Source organism: Amycolatopsis sp. CB00013, from assembly GCF_001905755.1.
In the GTDB taxonomy this organism is placed as follows: domain Bacteria; phylum Actinomycetota; class Actinomycetes; order Mycobacteriales; family Pseudonocardiaceae; genus Amycolatopsis; species Amycolatopsis japonica.
In genome coordinates, this window is sequence record NZ_LIWC01000008.1 from 234,582 (window position 1) to 259,884 (window position 25,303).

The window sequence follows — 25,303 nt, forward strand, 5'->3', positions numbered from 1 at the left end:
TAGAGCGCTCTAACCCCGATCCCCCGGAGGCCGCCGATGACCGTCACGACACCCCGGATCCGCGTCGCCGCCGCCCCGATCTCTTGGGGCGTCTGCGAAGTCCCCGGATGGGGCCGTGTGCTCGACGCGGGGACCGTACTGGGCGAAATGGCGGAGCTGGGAGTGCGCGCCACCGAACTCGGCCCGCCCGGATACCTGCCGCGAGACCCGGCCGAGCTGCGCGAACGGCTGAACGGCCACCGGCTCGAACTGGTCGGCGGCTTCCTCGCCGTCGTCCTGCACGAGAATCGCGAAGCCGCGCTGGCGGAGGCCGAAGAATCCGCCGCGTTGTTCGCCGCCTGCGGTGGCGGCATGCTCGTGCTCGCCGCCGCGACCGGGCTCGACGGTTACGACGATCGGCCGGAGCTGAGCGACGCCGAATGGGCGACCCTCGTCGAAACCTCGGGCGAGATCAAGGAAATCGCCGCGCGGCACGGCCTCCGCACCGTGCTGCACCCGCATGTGGGGACGCATGTGGAGACCGAGCGGGAGGTCGAGCGTTTCCTCGCCGACTCCGATCTCCCGCTGTGCCTGGACACCGGGCACCTCCTGATCGGCGGGACCGATCCGGTCGCGCTGGCGAAACGCCATCCCGGGCGGGTCGGGCACCTGCATCTCAAGGACGTGCGCGGCGAACTCGCCGAAGACGTCCGCGCCGGAAGGCTTCCCTACGCCGAAGCGGTGGGCAAAGGTCTGTATGTCCCCTTGGGCGACGGGGACGTCGACATCGAAACGATGGTCAGGTCCGTCCACGAGGCGGGCTACGACGGGTGGTATGTGCTCGAACAGGACACCGCGCTGAGCGAGGGGAGCCCGGAGGGTCTGCCGAAGCGGGACGTCGCCAGGAGCCTGGCGCATCTCGATGGAATCGTCAGCCGGCTCCCGGCTGCCAGGTAACGGAAGAAGCGAGGAGAGACGACGATGTCCCATCGCTTGAAAGGGATTCTGGTGGTCGTGGCGGGGCTGCTGCTCCTGTCCGCGTGCACCGGACCGAAGGCCGAGGAGAAACCCGCCGCCGGCGCGGGCCCGGCGACGACCCAGCCCAGCGGGCCGCTGCGGGTGGCGGTCATCTCGCACGGCACGGCCGGTGACGCGTTCTGGAACGTGGTCAAGAACGGCGCCGAAGAGGCGGGCAGGCAGCTCGACGTCCAAGTCGAGTACAACTCGGACGGAGACCCCGGCAACCAGGCCAAGCTGATCGACAACGCGGTCGCCCAGCGGGTCGGCGGGCTGGTGGTGTCGATGGCGAATCCGGAGGCGCTCAAGACCTCGATCGAGAACGCGGTCCGCGCCGGGATCCCGGTCATCACCATCAACTCCGGTGAGGACAAGAGCGCGGCGTACGGCGCGCTCACCCATGTCGGGCAGAACGAGACCATCGCGGGCGAGGAGGCCGGGAAGAAGTTCCGGGAGCTCGGCAAGAAGAAGCTGCTTTGCGTGGTCCACGAAGCGGGCAACGTCGGGCAGGCGCAACGTTGCGACGGCGCCAAGACCGGTTTCGCGGGCGACGTGCAGACCCTGCAGGTGGACATCAGCAACCCCACCGACGCCGAATCCCGGATCAGGGGCGCGGTGCAGACCGACTCCTCCCTCGACGCCGTCCTGACGCTGAACTCGCAGGTCGCCGCCCGTGCGGTGAGCGCGATCAAGGCGGTCGGTTCGAAGGCCCAGGTCGGCACGTTCGACCTCAACACCGACGTGGTCGGCGCGATCAAGGCGGGCGACGTCGTCTTCGCGGTCGATCAGCAGCAGTACGAACAGGGCTATCTGCCGGTGCAGTTCCTCAAGCTCTACCGGGACAACGCGAACGTCGTCGGCGGCGGGAAGCCGGTGCTCACCGGGCCCGACCTGGTCGACAAATCCACTGTGGACACCGTCGGCCAGTACGTGCAAAGGGGCACGCGATGACAACCACCACCCTCGACGAACGGATCGCGAAACCGCGGCTGATGGACCGGCTGGTCGTCCGGCCCGAGATCGGCGCACTGCTCGGCGCCGTCGTCGTCTTCCTGTTCTTCACAGTCGTCACCGACCAGTTCTTCAGCGGCAGCGGCGTGGCGACCTGGCTGGACGACGCCTCGACGCTCGGCATCATGGCGGTCGCGGTGTCCCTGCTGATGATCGGTGGCGAGTTCGACCTCTCCGCCGGGGTCATGACGGCGTCCACCGCGCTCGTCACCGCGACGTTGGCGACGCAGGCGGGCTGGAACGTCTGGCTCGCACTGTTCGCTTCGCTGGTCTTCGCCCTCGCGGTCGGCGCGTTCAACGGCTGGCTGGTGATGCGCACCGGGTTGCCCAGTTTCATCGTCACCCTGGGCACCTTTCTTGCCTTGCAAGGTCTCAACCTCGGCGTCACCAGGCTGGTCACCGGCACCGTCCAGGTGTCCGGGATGCGTTCGACCGACGGTTACGAGTCCGCCGGTTTCGTCTTCGCGTCCACTGTGGACATCGGGGGCACGGCGTTCCAGATCTCGATCCTCTGGTGGATCGGGTTCGCCGTACTGGCGGCCTGGCTGCTGGTGAGGACCCGCTTCGGCAACTGGATCTTCGCCGTCGGCGGCTCCGCGCAGAGTTCGCGCGCGGTCGGCGTACCGGTGGTGCGCACCAAGATCATGCTGTTCATGACCACCGCGCTCGCCGCGTGGCTGGTCGGCTCGATCAACATCCTGCGGTTCGCGAGTGTCCAGGCGAACCAGGGCATCGGGCTGGAGTTCCAGTACATCATCGCGGCCGTGATCGGCGGCTGCCTGCTGACCGGCGGGTTCGGTTCGGCGATCGGCGCCGCGATCGGCGCGCTGATCTTCGGTATGGCGCGGCAGGGAATCGTGTTCGCCCGCTGGGACAGCGACTGGTTCATGCTGTTCCTCGGGGTGATGCTGCTGTCCGCGGTCCTGGTCAACAACGCCTTCCGGCGGCGAGCGGAAAGGGTCCGGCGATGAGTCGTCTCCTCGAGGTGAAGGACGTCGGCAAGACCTACGGCAGCGTGATCGCGCTGCGCGAGGTCTCCACCGTGGTCAACGCGGGCGAGGTCACCTGCGTGCTCGGCGACAACGGCGCCGGGAAATCCACGCTGATCAAGATCCTGGCCGGAGTCCATCAGCACGACAGGGGCGAGTTCCTGGTCGAGGGCGAGCCGGTCAAATTCGCCTCGCCGCGTGAAGCGCTCGATCGCGGGATCGCGACGGTGTACCAGGATCTCGCGGTCGTCCCGCTGATGAGCGTGTGGCGGAACTTCTTCCTCGGCTCCGAGCCGACGGTGGGTTTCGGCCCGTTCCGCGCGCTGGACCGGAAGAAGGGCCGCGAGACGACCAAGAAGGCGTTGTCCGACATGGGCATCGACCTGCGCGACGTCGAGCAGCCGGTCGGCACGCTCTCCGGTGGCGAGCGGCAGTGCGTCGCCATCGCGCGGGCCGTGTACTTCGGTGCGAAGGTGCTGATCCTCGACGAGCCGACGGCCGCACTGGGCGTCAAACAGGCGGGGGTCGTGCTCAAGTACGTCGCGCAGGCCCGTGACCGCGGTCTCGGCGTCGTGCTGATCACGCACAACCCGCATCACGCGTATCCGGTGGCCGATCGCTTCCTACTGCTCAAACGGGGCGTTTCACTCGGTGCCTACGAGAAGTCCGAGATCGACCTGGCCGAGCTGACCAGGCAGATGGCGGGCGGCGCGGAACTGGAAGCCCTCGAACACGAATTGCGAGCCGCGGAGTCCCCTTCATGACCGTTCTCGAAGCACTGACCGTCGGCCGGGTCGGGGTGGACCTCTACCCCGAGCAGAGCGGCGTGCCGCTGGCCGGGGTCAGCACCTTCGCCAAATCGCTCGGCGGCACCGCGACCAACGTCGCGGTCGCCGCCGCGCGGCTCGGTCGCTCGACGTCGGTGCTGACGAAGGTCGGCCCGGACGGCTTCGGCGAGTACGTGCGGCAGGCACTGCGGGAGTTCGGCGTCTCCCCCGAGCACGTCGGGACGTCGGAAGGGTTGCAGACGCCGGTGGTGTTCTGCTCGCTGGACCCGCCCGCGGATCCGCCGCTGCTGTTCTACCGGTCGCCGATCGCCCCGGATCTGACCATCGGCGAACACGATGTGCCCTGGGACGTCGTGGAATCCGTTCCCCTGCTGTGGGTCACCGGGACCGGTGTCTCGGTCGAACCGGCGCGCTCCACCCAGCGCCGGATGCTCGAACGGCGCGGCCGCCGGTCGCATACCGTGCTGGACCTCGACTTCCGGCCGATGTTCTGGCCGGACACCGCGACGGCACGCGCGGAGATCGGCTGGATGCTCGACCACGTCACGGTCGCGGTCGGCAACCGCGCCGAGGCGGACGTCGCCGTCGGCACGGCGGATCCCGACGAGGCCGCGTCCCGGATGCTGGCCAGGGGTGTCGAACTGGCGGTGATCAAGAAGGGCGCGGAGGGTGTCCTGGTGGCGACCGCCGAGGGCCGTTGGACGGTGCCGCCCCAGCGGGTCGAGGTCGTCTGCGGGCTCGGCGCCGGGGACGGTTTCGGCGGGGCTCTGATCCACGGCCTGCTCTCCGGCTGGGATCCGGTGCGCATCGCCACCTACGCCAACGCGGCGGGCGCGCTCGTCGCCTCCCGGCTCGCCTGCGCCGACGCCATGCCCACCGCCGACGAGATCGAGGAGTTGCTGTGAGCAAGCTGCACCGTCCACTCGGGACGCTTTCGGACGAGCGGGATCCGGTCCGGCTCACCCCGGACTCGGCGGGCTGGACCTACAGCGGTCTGCGGGTTCTCTCGCTGACAGCCGGGGAAACCAGGGTGGTGCGCACCGGCGAATACGAAGCGTTCGTCCTGCCGCTGGCGGGATCGTGCACGGTCCGGGTCGACGGGCAGGTCTTCGAGCTGGCGGGGCGGGATTCGGTGTTCACCCGCGTCACGGATTTCGCCTATGTTCCGCGCGACGCCGAAGTCGAGTTGTCGACAACGGCGGGGATCGAGGTCGCGCTGCCGATGGCCCGCTGCGGCCGCCGTCTCGAAGCGCGCTACGGACCGGCCGAAGACGTACCGGTGGAGGCGCGCGGGGCGGGCCAGGCGACCAGGCAGGTCACCAACTTCGGCGTACCCGGCGTCTGGGACCACGCGGACAAGCTGAACGCGTGCGAGCTGATCACCCCGGGCGGCAACTGGTCGTCGTACCCGCCGCACAAACACGACGAGGTGTCCGAATGCGAGGTGGTCAACGAGGAGATCTACTACTTCCGCATCGCCGGCCGCGACGGGGTGACCCCTTCCCGCGAAGGGTTCGGCCTGCACCGGACGTACACCGCCGACGGTGAGCTGGACGAGGACGTCGCGGTCCGGGACGGGGACGTCTTCCTGATCCCGCGCGGCTATCACGGTCCTTGCGTCGCCGCGCCGGGCTACCCGATGTACTACCTGAACGTCCTGGCCGGGCCCGCCGACGAGCGGTCGATGGCGTTCTGCGACGACCCCGCGCACGGCTGGGTCCGCGACACCTGGGACGACCAGGAGCTCGACCCGCGCTGCCCGGTCACGAGCCATGAAGGACGGGTCTCATGAAGCTGACCACGGCACAGGCCCTGGTGCGCTGGCTGCTCGCGCAGCGGTCGGAAACCCTGGACGGGCGGGAAGTCCCGTTGTTCCCCGGGGTCTTCGCGATCTTCGGGCACGGCAACGTCCTCGGCCTCGGCACCGCGCTGGAGGAGTATCGCGACGAGCTTCCCCTGTGGCGCGGACAGACCGAGCAGGGCATGGCGCTCGCGGCGGTCGGCTACGCCAAGGCGACGCATCGGCGCCAGGTGGGCGTGGTGACGTCGTCGATCGGGCCCGGCGCGCTGAACATGGTCACCGCGGCCGGGGTCGCGCACGCGAACCGGCTGCCGGTCCTGCTGCTCCCCGGCGACACCTTCACCAGCCGCGCCCCCGATCCCGTACTCCAGCAGGTGGAGCATTTCGGTGATCCGACGGCCACGGTCAACGACGCCTTCCGCGCGGTGAGCCGGTACTTCGACCGGATCACCCGGCCGGAGCAGCTGCTTTCGACGCTGCCGCAGGTCGCCAGGGTGCTGACCGATCCGGCGGACGCGGGGCCGGTGACGCTGGCGCTCCCCCAGGACGTCCAGGCCGAGACCTACGACTTCCCGGAAGCGTTGTTCGCGCCGGTGACCCATCGCCCGCAGCGGCCGCGGCCCGATCGCCGGGCACTCACCGAAGCGGCGGGCGTGTTGCGGGCCGCCCGGAAACCGTTGCTGGTACTCGGCGGCGGTGTCCGGTATTCCGGCGCGGGTGAGCGTGCGCTGGCCTTCGCCGGGCGGCACGGCATCCCGGTCACCGAAACCACGGCGGGACGCACGCTCGTGCCGCACGGCCATCCCCTGCACGCCGGTCCGCTCGGCGTCACGGGCTCGACCTCGGCGAACGTGCTGGCCGCCGAGGCCGACGTCGTGCTGGCCGTCGGCACACGGTTGCAGGACTTCACCACGGCGTCCTGGACGGTGTTCTCCCCGGATGTCCGGCTGATCACCTTGAACGCCGCCCGGTTCGACGCCGTCAAGCACGGCGCGCTGGCCGTCGTGGGTGACGCCGACGCGGGTCTCGTGGATCTGTCGGCCCAGCTCGAAAACTGGCGAGTCGATCCACTGTGGACAGAGCGGGCCGCGGCGGAGCGAGGCCGCTGGGACACGCATATCGACACCCTGCGCGCCGTTTCCGGCGAGGTGCCGACGTATGCCCAGGTCGTCGGCGCGGTCAACGATCTCTCCGAACCGCACGACTACGTGATGACCGCTTCCGGCGGGATGCCGGGCGAGCTCATCGGCGGCTGGCGCGGATCGGGCTCGATCAGCATGGACGTCGAGTACGGGTTCTCGTGTATGGGTTACGAGCTCGCGGGCGCCTGGGGTGCGGCGATGGCGCATACCGAGGGCCTGGTCACCACGATGCTCGGCGACGGTTCGTACCTGATGCTGAACTCGGAACTGTTCTCGGCCGCCTTCGCCGGGCATCCTTTCGTGGCGGTGGTCTGCGACAACGACGGTTACGCGGTCATCGCGCGGCTGCAGGAGGGACAGGGCGGCAAGCCGTTCAACAACCTCCTCGGAGACTGCCGGAGCGCGCATGCCACTCCCCCTCGGGTCGACTTCGCGCGGCACGCGGAGTCGCTGGGGTGCACGGTGTTCCCGGCGTCCACTGTGGACGACGTGCGCGCGTCCTACGCGAAGGCACGGGAAGCCGCGGTGGCCGGAAAGCGACCGGCGGTGGTCGTAGTGCGGACCCGGCCGGACTCGTGGACCGAGGCCGGTGCCTGGTGGGAAGTCGGCGTTCCGGAACACCTCTCGGGAAGGGAAGGAATCGAGCGCGGCAAGGCAGCCCAGGTGCGGTACCTGTCCGACCGCATTTAGAGGACTAAATGCGGTCGGTGAAGCTGGCGAAGTAGCCGGCCGCCATGTCCGCGTCGCCGTGTCCGGCCTCGGACGCGCGCGCGAAACGGGCTCGCCCGGCTTCGACGGCGTCCATCCGGACCCCCGCGCGGGCCGCGGCGGCCAGCACGAGCCGGGCGTCCTTCTCGGCGTTGTCGACCGAGAAGGCGGTGGTGTAGTCGTCGTTGAGGATCGCGGCGGATTTGGCCTGGAAGTAGCCGTTGTCCATCGGGCCGCCGGTGACGACGTCGACGAAGTGCCGCGGGTCGACGCCGAGCCCTTCGGCCAGCGCCAGCGCCTCGCCGACGCCGTGGGTCAGCGCGATCACCCAGGTGTTCAGCACGAGTTTGAGCCTGCTCGCCGCGCCGGTGCGGCCGTCTTCGCCGACCCACAGCGTGCGCTTGCCGATCGCGTCGAACAGCGGCTGGACCGTCTCGCGGACGTCGGCCGCGCCCGCCGCCAGCACGATCAACTGGCCCTGTTCGGCGGGCTGGCGGGTGCCCTGCACCGGCGCGTCGACGAAGACGAGCCCCTGCTCGTCGGCGTATGCGGCCAGCTCCTCGACGGCGTCGCCGACGGTGCTGAGCTGCACCCAGATCGTGCCCGCGGCGGGGGCGGCCGCACGAATCGACTCCAGCACCGCCTGGCCGTCCGTGAGGACCGTGATCACGACACGCGCGCCTTCGACGGCTTCCGCGGCGTTCCCGGCGACCTCGACACCATGCTCGGAGAGGGCTTCCGCCTTGGCCGCGGTGCGGTTCCAGGCCCGGACCGCGAACCCGGCCTTGCTCAGGTTGCGCGCGACCGGGGCGCCGATGATTCCGGTGCCGAGCACCGCGACGGTCTCCGTCATGAGTTTGCCTGCTCCTTGCCGATAGTGGAATGCTCGTTAAAGAACGAGACCAAAAGAAATCCGCGCGAGGGCGGGGTTCTGTCACGAAACCTGGAACATCACAACGCCTGGATGGTGGTTTCGACTACTTGGATGAGCGCCTGCCGGTCCGCGGTCTTGCCGAGAACCCGCAGGCCGTACATCGCGGCGAGGGTGAACCGTGCCAACGCCCGCGGATCGCCGCCGATCTCACCCTGCTCCCGCGCGGCGGCGAACTCGGCGTGGAACGCGTTCTCCACCCGCTCGAAGTTGTGGCGGACCCGGGCGGTGACCTCGTCGTCGATGCCGCCGAGTTCGAGGGCGGCGTTGACCGCCAGGCAGCCGCGATGCGCGTCGGACGGGTCCAGCTCGTCATCGACGACGTCCATCAGGACACGTCTGATCCGCGCCCGGATGGTCCCCGGCGCGGCCAGCATCTCCTCGACCCGGGTGGCGGACGTCTCCTCGTAGCGCCGAAGCGCCTGGCTGAACAGCTGTTGCTTGCCCGAAAACGTGTTGTACAGGCTGCCCCGCCCGAGCCCGGTGCCGTCGACCAGGTCCTGGGCCGACGTGGCGGCGTATCCCTTGCGCCAGAACGTGCCGACCGCGGCGTCGAGCACCTCGGTGGGATCGAAACCCTTGGGGCGCGGCATACCGCCCAGCATCCCACGTTCTGTAACGATCAGTCAAATACCGGTCAGTGCTCCGCCAGCAGGGAGCCGAAGCCGCGCACGCGATCGGCGACACCGTTCTGCCGCAGGGCGTGCCAGTACAGGACGACGTTGTTCGAGAGCACCGGTTTGCCGAGCCAGAACTCGGCGGCCGCCGCGAGCCGCGCCATGGCGACGTTGGTACCGACCTGGACGATGGCCTCGACGTCGGCGTCGTCGACCTCCTTGACCGCGTCGCGGAGCGCGGTCTCGGAGATGTGTGCGATCTTGGCCGGGCTGGGCATGCCGAGACCGTGGACACGCAACAGTTCGTAGCCGTTGTCGCCGAAGAAGCGGCGCACCGGATCGTCGCCGACCGGCAGGTACGGCGTGATGACCGCGATCCGGCGGACGCCGTGCGCCGCGAGCGCGGCGTCGATCGCGTCCGGGCTCATCGTCACCGGCCGCCCGCCCGCGGCCTCCCGCATCGCGTCGAGCACGCGGCCGTGCGCCTTCGTTCCCTCCCAATGGCTTTCCGGGGAGACCCCGATGATCACGCAGTCGGGGTCGCAGCCGACGACACCGCGGATCGCCGGCCGCGTCGACCGTCGGATCCCGTGCATGACGTGCTCGAACCCGGGTTCGTCGACCATCGGGTCGTCGTCGATCACCATCCGGCCGGTGTGGTTGGTGACGCCGTCGGGGCGCAGCGCGTCCAGTTCCGGCTGCGCCGAGGTGTTGGTGGACGGGACGACGACGCCGACCTTGAGGCGGGGACCGAGGGAGTCGGGCACTGGCGCTTCTCCTTAGCTCAGCCGGGCACGGATCGCCGAAACCAGTTCGGCGACCCCGTTCTCCTTGAGGACGCTGTAGTGATCGCCTTCGAGCGTCACCACCGCCGGTGGCGTGGCCGAGTACCCGGAGCTGTTCTCGACGAACGAGTAGTCGTCGCCGTCGGCCTTGAACAGCGTCACCCGGGCCGCGATCCGCCGCCGCGCGAGTTCACGGAAGGTGTAGTCGAACTCGTAGGTCTCCTCGACGATCCGGACGATCCGCCGGATCAGCTGCTCGTCAAGTGCGGGAAGCAGCTTCGCCACGAAGGCCACGAAGCCGTCTTCGTCGCGGACGGTTTCCCGGCAGGCCACCGTTTCCGGCCCGGAGATCGAGCCGACGAAGACCGACAGCAGGATCGTCAGGTACGCCGGGTTCGCGTAGCTCGCCACCCGCTCGCCGCCGACCTCGGGATTGCCCGGGCAGATCAGCAGCAGATCGGTCACCCGTTGCCCCTGCTGTTCCAGCTGCCACGCCGTTTCGAAGGCCACCCGCGCGCCGAACGAGTAGCCCCACAGCGTGTACGGCCCCTCCGGCTGGACGCGCCGGATCTCGGCGACGTCGGCCTTCGCCATCTCCTCGACCGTGGCGTACGGTGTCTCGCCCGCGTTGATCCCGTGGGCCTGCACGCCGTAGAAGGGCCGCCCCAGACCGCTTTCCGCAGCCAGCGACCGCAGGTTCATGGGATAGCCGCCGAGACCGGGCCAGCAGAACACCGGGCGACCACCGCCGGTCGCCAAGGGAACCAACCGTGAGGACGGCCCGGTGGAGTCCTCGCCGATGCGGGCGGCCAGGTCGGCCAGCTTCGGGCATTCGAAGACCACCTGCAATGGCAACCGGGTGCCGAACTCGCGATTGATCCGGTTCACCAGGGAGACCGCGGTCAGCGAGTTGCCTCCCGCGGCGAAGAAATCGTCGCGCGCGGAGACGTCGTCGTAGTTCAGCGCCTTGCCCCACACTCCGGCCAGCCACCGTTCGTGGCTCGTCGAGGGAGCGACATAGGGCGCGCCCGTGCTCGCGGAACGGACGGCGTCGGTCTCCGTCAGCGCGTGCGCGTCGACCTTTCCGTTGGCGGTCAACGGCAACGCGTCCAGCACCAGCACCCGGTTCGGGATCATGTAGTCGGGCAGGGTGGTGGCGAGTTCGTCGCGGATGATCTCCGCCGGGCCCTTCATGTGCACGGCGTCTTCGCGCATACCCTCGCTGAGTGCCTGCTCCGGGCTCACCTTGCCACCGACGAAGAAGTACGACGGCCCCGGGGCGATCCCCTGCCCGGCGAGGATGTCGTCGATCCGCCGGGCGGCGGGCAGCGGGTGGCCGCTCTTCGAGCTGTAGCCCGACGACATGAAACCGAACCCCGAACCGTTGCGCTGCAAATGATGCAGCTTCGCGCCGAGACCGATGTACGCCAGCCGCTCGTCGGCGGTGCGGCTCACCGCGGTGATGCCGAAGGCCGCGCGTCCGTACACCTGCTGGTTGATCGCGATCACGTGCTTGGCCTCGATGAGCTTGCCGGAGATCCGTTCGAAGTCCCCGCCGCGCCAGCGGTAGGTGCCGGCGGGCAGGCCCTCGACGCGGTCCGGATGCGCTTGGACGAACAGCTCGACGTCGTCCCGCCGACGCTCGCCATCGTTGGCGTGCAAGGAGAACGTGCCGAGGTAGTGGTCTTCGGCGGCGGCACCGGCCCGCGCGGCGACCGTGGGATCGGACGCCGCCGGACTGATCGCGAGGCCGTATCCGGGCAGGATCTCCTCGAACACCCCGACCATATGTCCGGTCTCGAACTCGAGGACCTCGCGGATGTTGTTCTTGTAAACCGGCTCGATGGCGCCGTTACGCCCGATGAAGTGCACCGAGTGCCCGGTACCCGTGCTCTCGCCGATCCGGACCAGCGTGTGGTCGATGGGGTGGTGGTAGTACAGCCCGGCGCCGAGACCGTCGAGACCGCTGGTCTCCAGGTAGAGCTGCGTCGCGTACAGCGCGCCCGGTGAGGCGTACGCGTACTTCGGCAGCAGCCGCTCGTCGCTGTGGAACCGGCCGAACCACCGGAGCAGCTCACCCAGTTCGGCGAACGCGAGCTCGCCGGGTTCGCGTGAATATGTGCGAACCGGCTCCGGTGCCAGGAGCGCGGCGAGGTCGTCGCGGGTGACCGCGCCGCCCTCGTAATAGCGATACGTCTTGCGGGCGAAGACTTCCCGCCGCTGAAGACCGGTCTCCCGCTTGCCCGGCAACGCGACGGCGAGGAAGCCCGCGACGTCGCGAACACCGGGATTCGACAGCTGCGCCTTGACCTGCAGCTTGCTGGCCTTCGACTGGTGGTGCCCGCCGTGGTTGCCCTGATCCATCACCGCGGCTTCGCGCGGATTCAGCTCCACACAGGCGACGAGCGCCTTCGAGCCGGTCCGCGCGTCGTCGGTCACCACCGCCGCGGCCCGGCGCACCCACGTGTGCTCCTCGATCGCCACCGCGATCTCGTCCAGCTCGACCCGGTAGCCGCGCAGCTTGACCTGGTTGTCGGCACGGCCGACGAACTGGAGGGTGCCGTCGGGGTTCCACTGGACGAGGTCACCGGTGCGGTACAGCCGTCCGGTCGGCACGAACGGATTCGGCACGAACTTCTCGGCCGTCTGCTCCGGCCGGTTCAGGTAGCCCCGCGCGAGCTGCACGCCGCCGATGTACAGCTCGCCCGTCTCCCCGATGTCGACCGGCGAGAGGGCGTTGTCGAGCACGAAGCATTCGGTGTCGTCGACCGGCACGCCGATCGGGACCGTTCCGGCGCTCTCGTCGATCGTGTCCGGGTCGACGACGTGGGCGGTCGCGTTGATCGTGCATTCGGTCGGCCCGTAGAGGTTGATCAGCCGTGCCGACGGCAGCTCACCGGCGAGGTCCTTCGCCAGCCGCCGCGAAAGCGCCTCGCCTCCGGAGAACAGTTTCCGCAGCGTGGTGCAGGTCGCGAGACGTTCGGTGTCGAGCAACGCCTGCAGCAGCGTCGGAACACACTGCAAGGTCGTGACGCCGTGCTTCACCACCGTGTCGATCAGGGCTTCGGGATCCCGGAAACTCCCCGGCGCGCTCATCACCACGCGGGCGCCGGCGGCGGGCGCGAGGATCTCCCATTGCGCGGCGTCGAAGCTCATCGGTGTCTTCTGCAGCACCGTGACGTCCACGTCCAGGTGACCGCAGGCCCGCAGCCAGCGCAGCTGCGACACGACACTGTGGTGCTCGATCATCACGCCCTTCGGTTTCCCGGTGCTGCCGGAGGTGTAGATGACGTACGCGAGCGACTCCGGCCGGGGGCCGCGCGGTACGCCGGTCGCTCGGGAGTCGGTCACCGAGACGATCCGGGTCCCGGCGGGCACCAGCCCGGCCAGGCGCCCGGCGAGATGGGGCTGCGTGACGACGACGCCGGTCCCGCTGTCTTCGAGCATGTACCGCAGCCGGTCTTCCGGATATTCCGGGGACAGCGGCAGATAAGCCGCGCCGGAGGCGAGAATTCCCCACGCGCCGATCATCAGGTCCGCGGAGGGCTCGACGTGCAGGCCGACGGTGTCGTCCACCCCGATTCCCAGCTCGGCGAGATACGCGGCGAGTCCCGCGCTCGCTTCTTCCAGTCCGCGGAAGGTCATTTCCCGGTCGCCGTCGACGACGGCCACCGCCTCCGGCCTTGTCTCCGACCAATACCCGAGCAGATCCGTGAGGCAGGTGCCGGAACGGACGCGATGCGGCGGTGCGAGGTGGTCGATCGGTGGCATGGTCATCCCCCAGTGCGAATTCCGTGGTTTTCGTTTCCACTGCCAAAGGAGTGATGCGCTCTTCGCGAGATACCGGCCGATGAACGAGAACGCCCGGCCGTCCCTTCTTTGCCACCCTTTGGGGCGACCGCCGGTTTCGGGCGTTCGATTCCGCCACAATCGAACGCATGATTCCCACTTTCGTCTTCGTGCACGGTTCGGGAAGTTCGGCACACGCCTGGACGGCCACTCAGCGGGAAATGGCGCTGCGCGGGCATCGGACGCTCGCGGTCGATCTCCCCGGCAGGGGCGCGGGATTCACCAGGGCCTATCACGAACAGGACCTCGAAACCTTCGCGGCCGAGCCGTCGGTGATGAGCGACGTGACCGCGGCCGACTTCGTCCGGCCGGTCGTCGAGGCGGTCCAGCGGGTGCGCCACCACGGCCCCGTCGTCCTCGTCGCGCACAGTTTCGGCGGGCTCCCGGTGACCGCCGCCGCCAACGCGATCCCCGAGCTGATCGACCGGGTCGTCTACGTCGCCGCGCAGTGCCCGGTGGACCGCCACCCCGGCGAGTACGCGATGTCGCCCGAATGGGCTTCCGGCGACTTCTTCTCCGCGATGGCGCCCCTTTTCGTCGGTGATCCGGCGCGCCAGGGATTCGTCCGGCTCAACTGGCGTGGCGCCGACCGCGCACAACGCGAGGCGCTGCGGAAGGCCATCGCCGCCGAACTCACCGAGGAGCAGTTCCTCCAGGTCGTCGTCACGAGCCAGCCCGACGAGGTCTCCTGGCTGACCGGTCAGGAGTGGGACCACCGCGCCGACAAGGATTCCTGGGGCCGGATCCCGCATTCGTTCGTGAGGCTGACCGGCGACCGGTCGATGCCGCTCGCCGTGCAGGACCGCTACATCGCCGAGGCCGACGCGCTCACTCCGGACAACCCGTTCGACGTCCACGATCTCGCGAGCAGCCACGCCGGTTTCTTCCGGCGGCCCGCCGATCTGGCCGCGATCCTCGACCGGCTCAGCGTCCGAGCAGGCGCCGGATCTCGGTGACGGCCGCGCGACCCGCCCGGTTCGCGCCGACGGTGCTGGCGGACGGGCCGTAGCCGACCAGGTGCAGCCGCGGTTCGGCGACGACGCGGGTGCCGTCCATCCGGATCCCGCCCCCGGTGGCGCGCAGGTGCAGCGGCGCCAGATGGTCGATCGCGGCACGGAACCCGGTGGCCCACAGGATGACGTCGGCGGGTTCGAAGGTGCCGTCCGCCCACTCCACACCGTCCGGCGTGATCCGGTGGAACATCGGGCGCCGGTCGAGGACGCCCGCGTCCAGCCCCGCGCGCACTTCGGGGGTCACGGCCAAATCGGTCACGCTGACGACGCTTTCCGGCGGCAGGCCCTCGCGGACGCGCCTGTCGACCTTCGCGACGGCCTCACGGCCCCAGTCCTCGCTGAACGGCTCTTCACGCCACACCGGCGGGCGCCGGGTCACCCAGCGCGTCGACCGCGCGAACGGCGCGATCTCCAGCAGCAGCTGGACGGCCGACGAACCACCGCCGACCACGACGACCCGCTTCCCGCGGAAAGCCTCGACGCCGGTGTAGTCGGCGGTGTGCAGCTGGCGGCCCCGGAAGGTCTCCTGCCCGGGATAGTGCGGCCAGAACGGCCGGTCCCAGGTGCCGGTCGCGCTGATCACCGCCCGCGCGGCCCACGTTTCCGTCGCGCTCGCCACCATCAGCCGATCTTCCCCCGCGCTCACCGACAGGACATCGACCGGACGATGGACAGGGAGGTCGTACGTGCGCTCAAAGCGGCCGAAATACTCGGAAACGACGTCGGCGGCGGGCAGTTTCGGGTCCGGGGTGCCGAAGGCCATCCCGGGGAGGTCGTAGATGCCGTGGACCTTCTCGACGATCAGCGAAGGCCACCGGTACTGCCACGCGCCACCGGGCCGTTTGCCGTGGTCGAGCACGACGAAACCCGCCTCGTTGGCGAATCCCGCGCGGCGCAGGTGATACGCCGCCGACAGACCGGCCTGGCCCGCCCCGATCACCGCCACGTCGACTTCGTGATCCGCCTTCATACCCGGTTCAACGGTGGCGGCCCCCGACTATTTCGTCCGCTGCGTCACAGCCCTGACGATGGCGACGATCAGCAGCACTCCGGCGACGGCCACCAGCACCGGAGCAACCCGTTTGACCACGGATTCGCCCGCGTACTCCATCAGATCGATGGCTTCGCCCTCCGACACCGGCTTCACCGCTTTCAACGGCGGGCGGTCCTCGGTCTTCTCGGGCTCGGGCGTGGTGGCGAGTTTGCCGGACAGGCACTCCGCGAACGAGTCGAGGATCTTGCCGCCGACCTCGGAGATCATCCCTCGCCCGAACTGCGCCGGCTTGCCGGTGACGGCCAGCTCCGTGGCGACGGCGCCGTGCGTGACGCCGTCCTTCTCGGTCAGGGTGAGCGTCACGGTCGCCGACGCCGTGCCCGCCCCTCGGGCGTCTTTGCCCGCGGCCTTGATCACCACTTTCTTCGCGTCGGCGTCCTTCTCGACGAAATGGCCGGTTCCCTTGTAGAGCAGGGAGATCGGCCCGAGCTTGACCTTCACCGTGCCTTTGAAGGCGTCCCCGTCGACCTCGGTGACGGTGGCGCCCGGCATGCATGGCGCCACCCGTTCCGGGTCGACGACGGCCTTCCAGACCTCGCCGACCGGGGCGGGAACGGTGAATTCGTGGTCGAGCCGCACGGGCCGACCTCCCTTCTGTGTCTTAGCCACCCGCGGCCGCGAGGACCGCCCGGCCGGTCAGCACCCGCGCGAGGTGCTGCCGGTACTCGACGTCGGAGTTGCCGTCGGCCGTGGGGTTCGTGCCCTCGGCCGCGCGTTCGGCCGCGCCGCGGATCGCCTCGGCGGTGGCCGCACAGCCGACCAGCGCCTCCTCGACCCCGGCCGCCCGCACCGGCGTCGAACCCATGTTGGTGAGCGCGACCCGCGCCTCCTCGATGGTGCCCGCCTCGGTGCGGACGCAGGCCGCGACGGCGACCATCGACCACGCCTGCGCGACCCGGTTGAACTTCTCGTAGTGGGCGTGCCAGCCGGTGTGCTTCGGCACCCGGACCTCGACCAGCAGTTCGTCCGCGGCGAGCGCGGTGGTGAACATGTCCTGGAAGAAGTCCGCCGCGGCCACCGTCCGCCGCCCGCCCGGCCCGGCGACGACGAGTTCGCAGCCGAGCGCGAGCACCGGCGCCAGCAGGTCACCGGCGGGATCGGCGTGCGCGATGGCGCCGCCGAACGTGCCGCGATGGCGGATCTGCGGATCGGCCACCGTGTCGGTGGCGGCCTTGAGCAGCGCGGCGTGCTCGGCGACCAACGCGTCCCGCTGGACGTCGTAATGCGTGGTCATCGAGCCGATCACCAGCGCGTCGCCGTCCTCGCGGACGCCGCGCAGCTCGGCGACCTTCCCGAGGTCGACCAGCGTGGTCGGCGTGGCGAGCCGCATCCGCAGCACCGGCAGCAGGCTTTGCCCGCCCGCCAGCACCTTGGCGTCCTCACCGGCTTCGGCGAGCGCGGTGATCGCCTCGTCCACTGTGGACGGAGCGACGTAGTCGAACGGGGCCGGGATCACTGGGCACCTCCGGTGGCGTCGATCGAACCGAGACCGCCACCGGCTTCCGAGCCCAGCCCGCCCGCGGCGGCCGACCCGTGCTGGATGGCGTGCCAGACCCGCATCGGGGTCAACGGCATTTCGATGTCGTTCACCCCGAAGTGCCGGACGGCGTCGACCACGGCGTTGACCACCGCCGGGGTCGAGGCGATCGTGCCCGCCTCCCCGACTCCCTTGGCGCCCAACGGGTTCGTCGTCGACGGGGTCTCGGTGCGGTCGGTGGTGAAGCTGGGCAGATCCGCCGCCGACGGGAGCAGGTAGTCGGCGAACGTCCCCGTCGTCAGGGTGCCGCCTTCGTCGTGGACGGCCTCCTCGAACAACGCCTGCGCGATGCCCTGCGCGAGCCCGCCGTGCACCTGGCCTTCGACGATCAGCGGATTGACCGCGACACCGACGTCGTCGACGCAGACGTAGGAGCGCAACCGCACGCGTCCGGTCTCCGTGTCGACCTCGGCCGCGCAGAGATGCGTGCCGTGCGGGAAGGAGAAGTTCTCCGGATCGAACGTGTCCGACGAGTCGAGCGAGGGCTCGACGCCGTCCGGCAGGTTGTGCGCCGAGAACACGGCCCACGCGATGTCCTGGATGGACGTCGAGGAATCCGTGCCCTTGACCGAGAACTTGCCCGCCGAGAATTCGAGGTCGTCCTCGGCGCATTCCATCAGATGCGCCGCGATCGGCTTGGCCTTGGCGAGCACCTTGTCCGCCGCCTTGACCACCGCGATCCCGCCGACCACCAGCGACCGGGAGCCGTAGGTGTCCATGCCCTTGTGCGAGGACTGGGTGTCGCCGTGGATGACCTCGATGTCCTCGAAGGGGACGCCGAGTTTGTCGGCGACGATCTGGCTCCACGCCGTCTCGTGGCCCTGTCCGTGCGCGGAGGCGCCGGTGATGACCTCGATCTTGCCGGTGGGCAGCACCCGGATCTCCGCGTGCTCCCAGCCGCCCGCCGCGTAGTCCAGCGAGCCGAGCACCCGCGACGGCGCGAGACCGCACATCTCGGTGAACGTCGAGATGCCGATGCCGAGCTGGACCGGGTCGCCCGATTCCCGCCGTTCCTTCTGTTCGCGGCGGAGGCCGTCGTAGTCGAAGAGCTGCTTGGCCTTCTCGGTGGCGGCCTCGTAGTTGCCCGAGTCGTAGGTCAGCCCGGCGATCGTGGTGAACGGGAACTCCTCGTGCTTGATCCAGTTCTTCTCGCGGATCTCCATCGGGTCCATGCCCAGCTCGACGGCGAGTTCGTCCATCATCCGCTCGATCCCGAACGTGGCCTCCGGCCGCCCGGCGCCGCGATAGGCGTCGGTGAGCGTGGTGTTGGTGAACACGTTGGTGCAGGCGAAGTGGTACGCCGGGAACTTGTAGATCGCGTTGAACATGAACGCGCCGAGGATCGGCACGCCGGGGCCGACGAGCCCGAGGTACGCGCCCATGTCGGCGAGCAGTTCGACCTTCAGGCCGGTCACCGTGCCGTCGCGGTTCGCGGTGATGGTGAGGTCCTGGATCTGGTCGCGGCCGTGGTGCGCGGCGACCATCGTCTCCGAACGGGACTCGTTCCACTTCACCGGTTTGCCGAGCCGCTGCGCGATGAGCGTCGCCATCATCTCTTCGGGCAGCACGGCGATCTTGCCGCCGAACCCGCCGCCGACGTCCGGCGCGATCACCCGCACCTTGTGCTCGGGCAGGCCGAGCGTGGCCGCCGTCATCGTCTTGAGGATGTGCGGGACCTGCGTGGCCGACCACATGACCAGCTGATTGCCCGTCGGGTCCACGACGCACGCCCGCGGTTCCATGAACGCCGGCACCAGGCGCTGCTGACGGAACCGCCGTTTGAGCACGACCTCGGAGTTCGAGATCGCGTCTTCGACGCTGGAACCCGTTCCCGCGTCGGCGGAATCGAAGACCCACACCGCGTTCTGGTTGGTGCCGAGCTCCTCGTGCACCAGTGGCGCGCCCTCGGCGAGCGCGTTCTCCAGGCCGAGGACGACCGGCAGCTCGTCGTAGTCGACGTCGATCGCTTCGAGCGCGTCGTGTGCTTCGGCCGACGTGCGGGCGACGACCACCGCGACCCCCTCACCGGCGAAGTTCACCGTGTCCGAGGCGAGGATGGGCCGCCTCGGCGATTTCATGTCCGGGGTGATCGGCCACGCGCACGGCATGCCGATGGCGCCCTCGGGGTCGAGGTCCTTCCCGGTGAAGACCGCGACCACGCCCGGCGCGGATTTCGCCTCGGTCACGTCGATCGAGACGATCTTGGCGTGCGCGAACGGGCTGCGGAGCACGGCGAGGTGCAGCATGCCGGGCAGGGTCAGGTTGTCGGTCCAGCGGGTCCGGCCGGTGATGAGGCGCTCGTCCTCCTTGCGGCGGCGGGACTTGCCGACCTCCGGTTCGATCGTGGAGGTCATCACTCACCACCCGCGCCGACACGGGAGGCGGTGTCCGAGGCGAGCCGCTCGGCTTCGGGACCGGCGCCGGGCCGCATCTCGTGGGCGGCGTCGCGGACCGCGCGGACGATGTTCTGGTAGCCCGTGCACCGGCACAGGTTGCCTTCGAGTCCTTCGCGGACGGCCTTCTCGTCGGGGTCGGGATTGTCGGCGAGCAGGTCGAGCGACTGCATGATCATGCCGGGCGTGCAGAAACCGCACTGGAGCGCGTGGTTCTCGTGGAAGGCCTTCTGCACCGGGTGGAGTTCACCGTCGCGGGCGAGTCCCTCGATCGTGGTGACCTCGCAGCCGTCGGCCTGGACCGCGAGCACCGAACAGGATTTCACGCTGTGCCCGTCGAGGTGGACGGTGCAGGCGCCGCAGTTGCTGGTGTCGCAACCGACCACGGTGCCTACCTTCCCGAGCCGTTCGCGCAGATGATGCACGAGGAGGGTCCGGGGCTCGACGTCGTCTGTGTAGCTGGTGCCGTCGACGGTGACGGTGATGCGCATCAGGCCTCCAAAAGCAAGAGAAACCCCGCGCTGGTCCGGGGTCGTTCGGGAGCGGCCGGTCATTCGGTTGTCACGGACCGACCCCGGAACGACCGTGATCGGACTCACAGTCGAGCGTGCTACGTCACTCCTGCCAGGGCAACCCCCACCAGGGGGTGACTCGCGAACAGGTCCGCAGATGCGTTGGCGGCAGCGGAAATCAGGCGCAAGTGCGGAGAAAGCGCGAGTGTCCATTCGGTACAGGTGGTCGTGAGTGGTAAGTGTCGTTAGAACGGCACTTACCACTCACGAGGCCAGGGGGCGTTCGCACCGGTGATCACGGTGGCGACCCGGTCACCCGGGATGTCGTGCACGGTCAGCGCGGCCAGGCCGGCGGCGCCCGCGGGTTCCGGGAGGACGCCGAGGGTTTCCGCGCCCAGCCGCATGGCCGCCCGCAGATCGTCGTTCCCGACCAGCACGAAATCGTCCACGAGCGACCGCAGCCGCCGGATGGATTCGGGTTCCGGCGTGCGGATCGAGATTCCGCCGGCGAACGAGTCGGCCCGGTCGACGGTGATCGGCTCACCCGCCAGCCAGCTCTTCGCCATCGCGGGCGCGGATGTGGTCCCGACGCCGACGATCCGGACGTCCGGCGTATGCGCCTTGAGCCACAGCGCCACCCCGGCGATCAGCGCGCCGTCGCCGACCGGGAGCACGACCGTGTCGATCCCGTCCTCCCGCGCGAGTTCCAGCCCGATCGTGCCCGCGCCTTCGGAGATCGCGGGCTCCCGGCCGTCGACCACGAAGACACGATCGGGGGCTTCGGCGGCGAAGGCGGCCGCGGCGGTCTTCGCCTCGCCCTCGACCCGGCGCACCCGCGCGCCCAGCGTCTTCATCCGCCGCAGTTTGACCGGGGAGATGTCGGCGGGGACGAACACCTCGGCCCGCAGATCGTGCTTCCTGGCGGCGAACGCGACGGCCTGCCCGAAGTTGCCGCTGGTCCCGCACACCATCGTGGTGCCCGGCTCCAGCCCGGCGGCGAAGTAGTCCGCGCCGCGGCCTTTGAAGCTGCGCAACGGGTTCAGCGTTTCGATCTTCACCAGCACGTGACGGCCGAGCCGTCCGTTCAGCTGTTCGTCGCTGTACTGCGGGGAGTCGAGGAAAACGGGGTCGATCACCTTCGCCGCCTCGGCGACGTTGTCCAGCTTCAGGTCCATGACACTCAAGCTAGGCCGGGAGCCGATCACGCCGATTGTAAATTCTCCCGCCCCCATGCAAGATTCTTGCGTGTCCCTAGACGAACTCGACCACCTGCTGCTCGACCTCGTCCAGGCCGACGCGGCCCGCCCCCTGCACGACTTGGGCGACGCCGTCGGCCTCTCCCCCAGCGCGGTCCAGCGAAGACTGACCCGGCTGCGCGCCGAGGGCGTGATCCGCGCCGAGGTCGCCGTGCTCGATCCGGAAGCGCTCGGCGCGGGGATGACGTCGGTCATCCTGGTCGCACTGACCGACGACGACGAGAAAAGCCACGCGGCCTTCCGCGAGCGCATGCTGGCCGAGCCCCGCGTGCAGCACTGCTACAGCATCGTCGGGCAGTGGGACTACGTCGTCGTGCTGCTCACCCCGGATCTCAAGGCGAGCCGGTACCTGTCCAGGAAACTGTTCGACGAGCACGTCAAACGGTTCGAAACCCTGCCCGCCTTCGAGGTGGTCAAGTCGAGCCAGGCGGTCCCGGTGCCCGGTGTCAGCCGTGGATCCGGCCGCTGAGTTCGGCGAGCCGCGATCCCGAACCGCTCCAGCGCAGCGCGATGATCTCCGCCGCGATCGACACCGCGGTCTCCTCCGGGGTCCGCGCGCCGAGGTCGAGCCCGATCGGCGAAGACAGCCGTTCGAGTTCCGCCTCGGTGACCCCGGCTTCGCGAAGCCGCGCGAACCGGTCGTCGTGGGTCTTGCGTGAACCCATCGCGCCGACATAGCCGACGTCGAGACGCAACGCGACCTCCAGCAGCGGCACGTCGAACTTCGGGTCGTGGGTGAGCACGGCGATCGCGGTGCGGCCGTCGATCCGGCCCGCTTCGGCTTCCGCCTTGAGATAGCGATGCGGCCAGTCGACGACGACCTCGTGCGCGTCCGGGAAGCGGCTCTTCGTCGCGAAGACGGGCCGCGCGTCGCAGACCGTGACCTGGTAGCCGAGGTACGCGCCCATCTTCGCCATCGCGGCCGCGAAGTCGATCGCGCCGAAGACCAGCAAGCGCGCGGGCGGCTCGAAGGAGTTGACGAAGACCGTCATCCCCTCGCCGCGCCGCTGCCCGTCCGGCCCGTAGTGCAGCGTGCCGGTGCGGCCGCCGGCGAGCATGCCGCGCGCGTCGTCGACGACCGCGTCGTCCATCCGCGACGAACCGAGCGAACCGGCGACGCGATCCGGCCAGACGATCAGGTGCTCCCCGACCATGCCCTCGCGTTCGTGCTCGATCACCGTGACCACGGCGACCGGCTGTCCACTGTGGACCGATTCGACGACGTCGCCGAGTTCCGGCATCGAGTCGCGGTCGATGTGCTGGACGTAGATGTCGATGATCCCGCCGCAGGTCAGCCCGACGGCGAACGCGTCGTCGTCGGAAACGCCGTAGCGCTGCAACACGGGCGAGCGTTCGGCGACCACCTGCTGCGCGAGTTCGTAGACGGCACCTTCGACGCAGCCGCCGGAGACACTGCCGGTGACCGTGCCGTCCGGGGCGACGAGCATCGCCGCGCCGGGGCTTCGCGGCGCCGACGAGAACGTCGCCACCACCGTGCCGACCCCCACCGTCTCGCCTGCCGCCCATCGGCGGTGCAGTTCGTCCAGTACGTCACGCATCGGCGATCTCCACGAGAAGTCGTTCCAAGGTGGCCAAGCTGTGCCCGGCGAGCAGCCGATCGAGGTACGGGAGCGCGGCCACGATGCCGGACTGCACGGGAGCGTAGCCTGCGCGCCCCGCGTGCGGATTCACCCAGAATACGACGTGCGCGAGCCGCCGCAGCCTGGCGAGCTGCTCGCCGAGCAGGGCGGTGTCGCCCCGTTCCCAGCCGTCGGAGAACACGGTGACCACGGATCGCCTGGCCACGCCGCGTTGTCCCCACCGGTCGAGGAACGCCCGCAGGGTCTCGCCGAGCCGGGTCCCGCCCGCGAAATCGGGGACCGCGGCGGCCGCGGCGAGCATCGCGTGCTCGGGATCGCGCAGCCGGAGCTGGCGGGAGACCCTGGTGAGCCGGGTGCCCAGCGTGAACACCTCGACCCGGCCGGGGGCGCGCCGGGCGACGACGTGCGCGAACCGCAACAGCGCGTCGGCATACGGCCCCATCGAACCGGAAACGTCGATCAGGAGGACGAGGCGGCGCGGTTTGGTGCTCCGTCGCCGATACGCCAGGCGGACGGGCTCGCCGCCGCCGGCCAGCATCGCCCGGAGCGTGCGCGACGGGTCGAGTGCGCCCCGCCGGGCGGCGCGACGGCGCGGTGACGAGCGCGGCGGGAGCGCCGGATGCAGTTTCGCGAGCAGTTCCCGCAGGTGGGCGCGTTCGGCGACACTCAACTCGGCGAGGTCTCGGTGGCGCAGGATCTCTTCTTCGCTCGCCGCCACGCGGAGTTCGTCGGGTTCCGCGCCGGATTCGCCCTGGCCCGCGTGTGCGAGGGTCGCGATCCTGGCTCGCTTCGGCGCCACTTCCCGGCTTCGCCGCCGCGGTGCGGCTTCCTTTTCGGTGAACCAGCCGTCGAACGCGGCGTCGTAGCGCGGGATGTCGTCGGGATCCGCGCACAGCGTCAGCCGTCCGGCCCAGTACAGCTGTTCCGGATCCACAAGGTCGATCGCACCGACTGCCTCGAGATACGCCTGGGTTCGGTGTGCGTCACAAGGCAAACCGGCTTCGCGCAATGTCTCCGCGAAGCCGACGAAGCCGGCCAGTGGATCGCTCACTCCTCCATTATGAGCCTCGGCGGGCGAAGGCCGGGGTCTTCTCGCGGAGGGGGCCGATGCCGCCCATGAACGCCGCCAGGGCGGTGAGCTGCGGGAACCGGTCCGAAATGCGGAGCGGAAGCGGCACCGTCCGCTCGTTCAGAGTCCCGTCCAGAGCGGGTTCGATGAGCATCTTGTGCTCCTCCAATTGCTGCTTCTGGGCGAGCGCGACGGCCACGGCCCGACGGCACTGCACGCGGGCGAGGTCCCGGGCGGTCAGCGTCCCGCGCAGCAGCGGGGCGGCGAGGATCCGCGCGGCCGCCACGGCGTCCTGCACCGCGATGTTGACGCCCATCCCGCCGACCGGTGACATCGCGTGCGCGGCGTCACCGATGCAGAGCACGCGGTCCGAGTACCAGTGCGGGAGCTTGGACATCCGCACGTTCAGCAGTTTGACGTCGTCCCAGCCGCGGATCTCGCTCAACTGCTCGTCGTTCCAGCCGAACAGGCCGCCGATCCGCTCCCGGAACTTCTCGATCCCTTCGGCCCGTTGCGCGGCGTCCTGTCCCTTCCGGATCAGGTACGAGGTCTGGAAGTAGTCGCCGCGGTCCATGGTCACGCCCGCGAGGCCGCCCTCGAAGCGGCCGAACACCTGGGCCTCCTTACCGGTGTCCTCGAGTTTCGGCACCCGGACCCACCAGACGTCCATCGGCACCTCGTACTCCTTCGGCGCGAGCCCCGCCTCCGCGCGGATCAGCGAGTCCCGGCCGTCGCAGCCGACCACGAGCGACGCCGCCAGTTCCCGCTCCTCACCGTCGGCATCGCGATAGCGCACGCCGCCACCTTCGCGCAGGCCGAGCACCTCGGCACCCATCTCCAGGGTGAACGTCGGCTCCTCGGCCGCGGCTTCGGCGAGCAGATTCAGGAAATCCCATTGCGGGACCATCGAGATGTACTTGTGCGGCCCGGGAATCCGGCTGAAATCGGCGGCGACGATGGTCGCGTCGCCGATCAGCATCCGCATCTTCTCCAGCCGCCGCGAAGGTAATTCCGCGAAGCGTTCGCCGAGCCCGAGTTCGTCGAGCAACATCAACGTCGGCGGATGCACCGTGTCGCCACGGAAATCGCGGAAGAAATCCTTGTGCTTTTCGAGAACGGTGACTTCGACCCCGGCCCGCGCCAACAGGAGTCCGAGCACCATCCCCGCCGGACCGCCCCCCACCACACAACACCGTGTACGTCCCATAACCGAGTTGTAGCGCGCGGAATGGGCCGTCGCCATGGATTCGG

Annotated in this window: 22 protein-coding genes; 9 read left to right on the plus strand and 13 right to left on the minus strand. The window is 69.6% G+C overall.

Annotated elements, in window-relative coordinates; all coding sequences use genetic code 11:
• The first annotated feature begins 36 nt into the window (after window positions 1-36).
• From AMK34_RS40740 to iolD, 7 genes are read left to right on the plus strand one after another with little or no spacing between them, the layout of a single operon-like run.
• Window positions 37-936 carry a sugar phosphate isomerase/epimerase family protein gene (locus AMK34_RS40740; protein WP_073849101.1) on the plus strand — a complete coding sequence of 300 codons (900 nt, stop codon included), beginning with the start codon at window positions 37-39 and terminating at the stop codon, window positions 934-936.
• Window positions 937-960: 24 nt separating this feature from the next.
• Window positions 961-1,947, plus strand: a complete 987-nt coding sequence (locus AMK34_RS40745; protein ID WP_073849102.1) for a sugar ABC transporter substrate-binding protein — start codon at window positions 961-963, stop codon at window positions 1,945-1,947.
• Window positions 1,944-2,978: an ABC transporter permease gene (locus AMK34_RS40750; RefSeq protein WP_038509740.1), complete on the plus strand. Its 1,035-nt coding sequence runs from the start codon at window positions 1,944-1,946 to the stop codon at window positions 2,976-2,978. The genes AMK34_RS40745 and AMK34_RS40750 overlap by 4 nt, the downstream gene beginning before the upstream one ends.
• Entirely contained in the window at window positions 2,975-3,760 is a 786-nt protein-coding gene (locus AMK34_RS40755) for an ATP-binding cassette domain-containing protein (protein ID WP_073849103.1), read from the plus strand. The genes AMK34_RS40750 and AMK34_RS40755 overlap by 4 nt, the downstream gene beginning before the upstream one ends.
• Window positions 3,757-4,689, plus strand: coding sequence for a 5-dehydro-2-deoxygluconokinase (gene iolC / locus AMK34_RS40760; RefSeq protein WP_073849104.1), 933 nt, complete (start codon window positions 3,757-3,759; stop codon window positions 4,687-4,689). The genes AMK34_RS40755 and iolC overlap by 4 nt, the downstream gene beginning before the upstream one ends.
• Window positions 4,686-5,576 carry a 5-deoxy-glucuronate isomerase gene (iolB, locus tag AMK34_RS40765; protein WP_073849105.1) on the plus strand — a complete coding sequence of 297 codons (891 nt, stop codon included), beginning with the start codon at window positions 4,686-4,688 and terminating at the stop codon, window positions 5,574-5,576. Before iolC ends, iolB begins: the two co-directional genes overlap by 4 nt.
• Window positions 5,573-7,417 (plus strand): 3D-(3,5/4)-trihydroxycyclohexane-1,2-dione acylhydrolase (decyclizing), encoded by a 1,845-nt coding sequence (gene iolD / locus AMK34_RS40770; RefSeq protein WP_073849106.1) that lies wholly within the window; start codon window positions 5,573-5,575, stop codon window positions 7,415-7,417. Before iolB ends, iolD begins: the two co-directional genes overlap by 4 nt.
• A 4-nt stretch (window positions 7,418-7,421) precedes the next feature.
• Here the strand turns inward: iolD and AMK34_RS40775 are convergent, their stop codons facing one another.
• The 4 genes from AMK34_RS40775 to AMK34_RS40790 all read right to left on the minus strand — a co-directional run bounded on the left by AMK34_RS40775 (window position 7,422) and on the right by AMK34_RS40790 (window position 13,545).
• Window positions 7,422-8,288, minus strand: coding sequence for an NAD(P)-dependent oxidoreductase (locus AMK34_RS40775; RefSeq protein ID WP_073849107.1), 867 nt, complete (start codon window positions 8,286-8,288; stop codon window positions 7,422-7,424).
• 98 nt (window positions 8,289-8,386) lie between these two features.
• Window positions 8,387-8,959, minus strand: coding sequence for a TetR/AcrR family transcriptional regulator (locus tag AMK34_RS40780; protein WP_073849108.1), 573 nt, complete (start codon window positions 8,957-8,959; stop codon window positions 8,387-8,389).
• A gap of 44 nt (window positions 8,960-9,003) precedes the next feature.
• A complete protein-coding gene (locus tag AMK34_RS40785; RefSeq protein ID WP_073849109.1) occupies window positions 9,004-9,750 on the minus strand; it encodes a maleate cis-trans isomerase family protein in 747 nt (248 codons plus the stop codon).
• A 12-nt stretch (window positions 9,751-9,762) separates the two neighbouring features.
• Entirely contained in the window at window positions 9,763-13,545 is a 3,783-nt protein-coding gene (locus tag AMK34_RS40790; protein ID WP_073849110.1) for a non-ribosomal peptide synthetase family protein, read from the minus strand.
• 161 nt (window positions 13,546-13,706) lie between these two features.
• Between AMK34_RS40790 and AMK34_RS40795 the strand changes: the two genes are divergently transcribed.
• Window positions 13,707-14,573, plus strand: coding sequence for an alpha/beta hydrolase (locus tag AMK34_RS40795; RefSeq protein ID WP_073849111.1), 867 nt, complete (start codon window positions 13,707-13,709; stop codon window positions 14,571-14,573).
• On the opposite strand, the gene AMK34_RS40800 is transcribed toward AMK34_RS40795, so the two are convergent.
• From AMK34_RS40800 to AMK34_RS40825, 6 genes are all read right to left on the minus strand, one after another.
• Window positions 14,542-15,600, minus strand: coding sequence for an NAD(P)-binding domain-containing protein (locus AMK34_RS40800; protein WP_073849112.1), 1,059 nt, complete (start codon window positions 15,598-15,600; stop codon window positions 14,542-14,544). The two genes, AMK34_RS40795 and AMK34_RS40800, sit on opposite strands and share 32 nt — an antisense overlap.
• Before the next feature lie 27 nt (window positions 15,601-15,627).
• Complete coding sequence (locus tag AMK34_RS40805; protein WP_073849113.1) at window positions 15,628-16,263, minus strand: SRPBCC domain-containing protein; 636 nt, start codon at window positions 16,261-16,263, stop codon at window positions 15,628-15,630.
• 22 nt (window positions 16,264-16,285) lie between these two features.
• Window positions 16,286-17,140 carry an FAD binding domain-containing protein gene (locus tag AMK34_RS40810; RefSeq protein ID WP_038509713.1) on the minus strand — a complete coding sequence of 285 codons (855 nt, stop codon included), beginning with the start codon at window positions 17,138-17,140 and terminating at the stop codon, window positions 16,286-16,288.
• Window positions 17,137-19,575 (minus strand): xanthine dehydrogenase family protein molybdopterin-binding subunit, encoded by a 2,439-nt coding sequence (locus AMK34_RS40815; RefSeq protein WP_038509710.1) that lies wholly within the window; start codon window positions 19,573-19,575, stop codon window positions 17,137-17,139. Before AMK34_RS40815 ends, AMK34_RS40810 begins: the two co-directional genes overlap by 4 nt.
• Window positions 19,575-20,105: a (2Fe-2S)-binding protein gene (locus tag AMK34_RS40820; RefSeq protein WP_073849114.1), complete on the minus strand. Its 531-nt coding sequence runs from the start codon at window positions 20,103-20,105 to the stop codon at window positions 19,575-19,577. Before AMK34_RS40820 ends, AMK34_RS40815 begins: the two co-directional genes overlap by 1 nt.
• Window positions 20,106-20,383: 278 nt before the next feature.
• The gene (locus AMK34_RS40825; protein WP_073849115.1) at window positions 20,384-21,301 is read right to left on the minus strand and encodes a threonine ammonia-lyase; all 918 of its coding nucleotides are present in this window, start codon (window positions 21,299-21,301) and stop codon (window positions 20,384-20,386) included.
• Window positions 21,302-21,371: 70 nt separating this feature from the next.
• Between AMK34_RS40825 and AMK34_RS40830 the strand changes: the two genes are divergently transcribed.
• Window positions 21,372-21,851, plus strand: a complete 480-nt coding sequence (locus tag AMK34_RS40830) for an Lrp/AsnC family transcriptional regulator (protein WP_073849116.1) — start codon at window positions 21,372-21,374, stop codon at window positions 21,849-21,851.
• On the opposite strand, the gene AMK34_RS40835 is transcribed toward AMK34_RS40830, so the two are convergent.
• The 3 genes from AMK34_RS40835 to AMK34_RS40845 are packed head-to-tail and all read right to left on the minus strand — an operon-like array spanning window position 21,829 to window position 25,295.
• Complete coding sequence (locus AMK34_RS40835; protein WP_073849117.1) at window positions 21,829-22,941, minus strand: XdhC family protein; 1,113 nt, start codon at window positions 22,939-22,941, stop codon at window positions 21,829-21,831. The genes AMK34_RS40830 and AMK34_RS40835 overlap by 23 nt on opposite strands.
• Complete coding sequence (locus tag AMK34_RS40840) at window positions 22,934-24,034, minus strand: vWA domain-containing protein (RefSeq protein WP_073849118.1); 1,101 nt, start codon at window positions 24,032-24,034, stop codon at window positions 22,934-22,936. The genes AMK34_RS40835 and AMK34_RS40840 overlap by 8 nt, the downstream gene beginning before the upstream one ends.
• Before the next feature lie 7 nt (window positions 24,035-24,041).
• Window positions 24,042-25,295: an FAD-dependent oxidoreductase gene (locus AMK34_RS40845; protein ID WP_338020574.1), complete on the minus strand. Its 1,254-nt coding sequence runs from the start codon at window positions 25,293-25,295 to the stop codon at window positions 24,042-24,044.
• Window positions 25,296-25,303 lie beyond the last annotated feature (8 nt).

Bases quoted from the DNA above. Each gene is read 5' to 3' on its own strand.
- AMK34_RS40740 (WP_073849101.1), top strand. From the start codon at position 37: ATGACCGTCACGACACCCCGGATCCGCGTCGCCGCCGCCCCGATCTCT.
- iolD (WP_073849106.1), top strand. From the start codon at position 5,573: ATGAAGCTGACCACGGCACAGGCCCTGGTGCGCTGGCTGCTCGCGCAG.
- AMK34_RS40750 (WP_038509740.1), top strand. From the start codon at position 1,944: ATGACAACCACCACCCTCGACGAACGGATCGCGAAACCGCGGCTGATG.
- AMK34_RS40775 (WP_073849107.1), bottom strand. From the start codon at position 8,288: ATGACGGAGACCGTCGCGGTGCTCGGCACCGGAATCATCGGCGCCCCG.
- AMK34_RS40820 (WP_073849114.1), bottom strand. From the start codon at position 20,105: ATGCGCATCACCGTCACCGTCGACGGCACCAGCTACACAGACGACGTC.
- AMK34_RS40795 (WP_073849111.1), top strand. From the start codon at position 13,707: ATGATTCCCACTTTCGTCTTCGTGCACGGTTCGGGAAGTTCGGCACAC.
- AMK34_RS40815 (WP_038509710.1), bottom strand. From the start codon at position 19,575: ATGACCTCCACGATCGAACCGGAGGTCGGCAAGTCCCGCCGCCGCAAG.
- AMK34_RS40745 (WP_073849102.1), top strand. From the start codon at position 961: ATGTCCCATCGCTTGAAAGGGATTCTGGTGGTCGTGGCGGGGCTGCTG.
- iolC (WP_073849104.1), top strand. From the start codon at position 3,757: ATGACCGTTCTCGAAGCACTGACCGTCGGCCGGGTCGGGGTGGACCTC.
- AMK34_RS40835 (WP_073849117.1), bottom strand. From the start codon at position 22,941: ATGCGTGACGTACTGGACGAACTGCACCGCCGATGGGCGGCAGGCGAG.
- AMK34_RS40755 (WP_073849103.1), top strand. From the start codon at position 2,975: ATGAGTCGTCTCCTCGAGGTGAAGGACGTCGGCAAGACCTACGGCAGC.
- AMK34_RS40790 (WP_073849110.1), bottom strand. From the start codon at position 13,545: ATGACCATGCCACCGATCGACCACCTCGCACCGCCGCATCGCGTCCGT.
- AMK34_RS40825 (WP_073849115.1), bottom strand. From the start codon at position 21,301: ATGGACCTGAAGCTGGACAACGTCGCCGAGGCGGCGAAGGTGATCGAC.
- AMK34_RS40780 (WP_073849108.1), bottom strand. From the start codon at position 8,959: ATGCCGCGCCCCAAGGGTTTCGATCCCACCGAGGTGCTCGACGCCGCG.
- AMK34_RS40800 (WP_073849112.1), bottom strand. From the start codon at position 15,600: ATGAAGGCGGATCACGAAGTCGACGTGGCGGTGATCGGGGCGGGCCAG.
- AMK34_RS40845 (WP_338020574.1), bottom strand. From the start codon at position 25,295: ATGGCGACGGCCCATTCCGCGCGCTACAACTCGGTTATGGGACGTACA.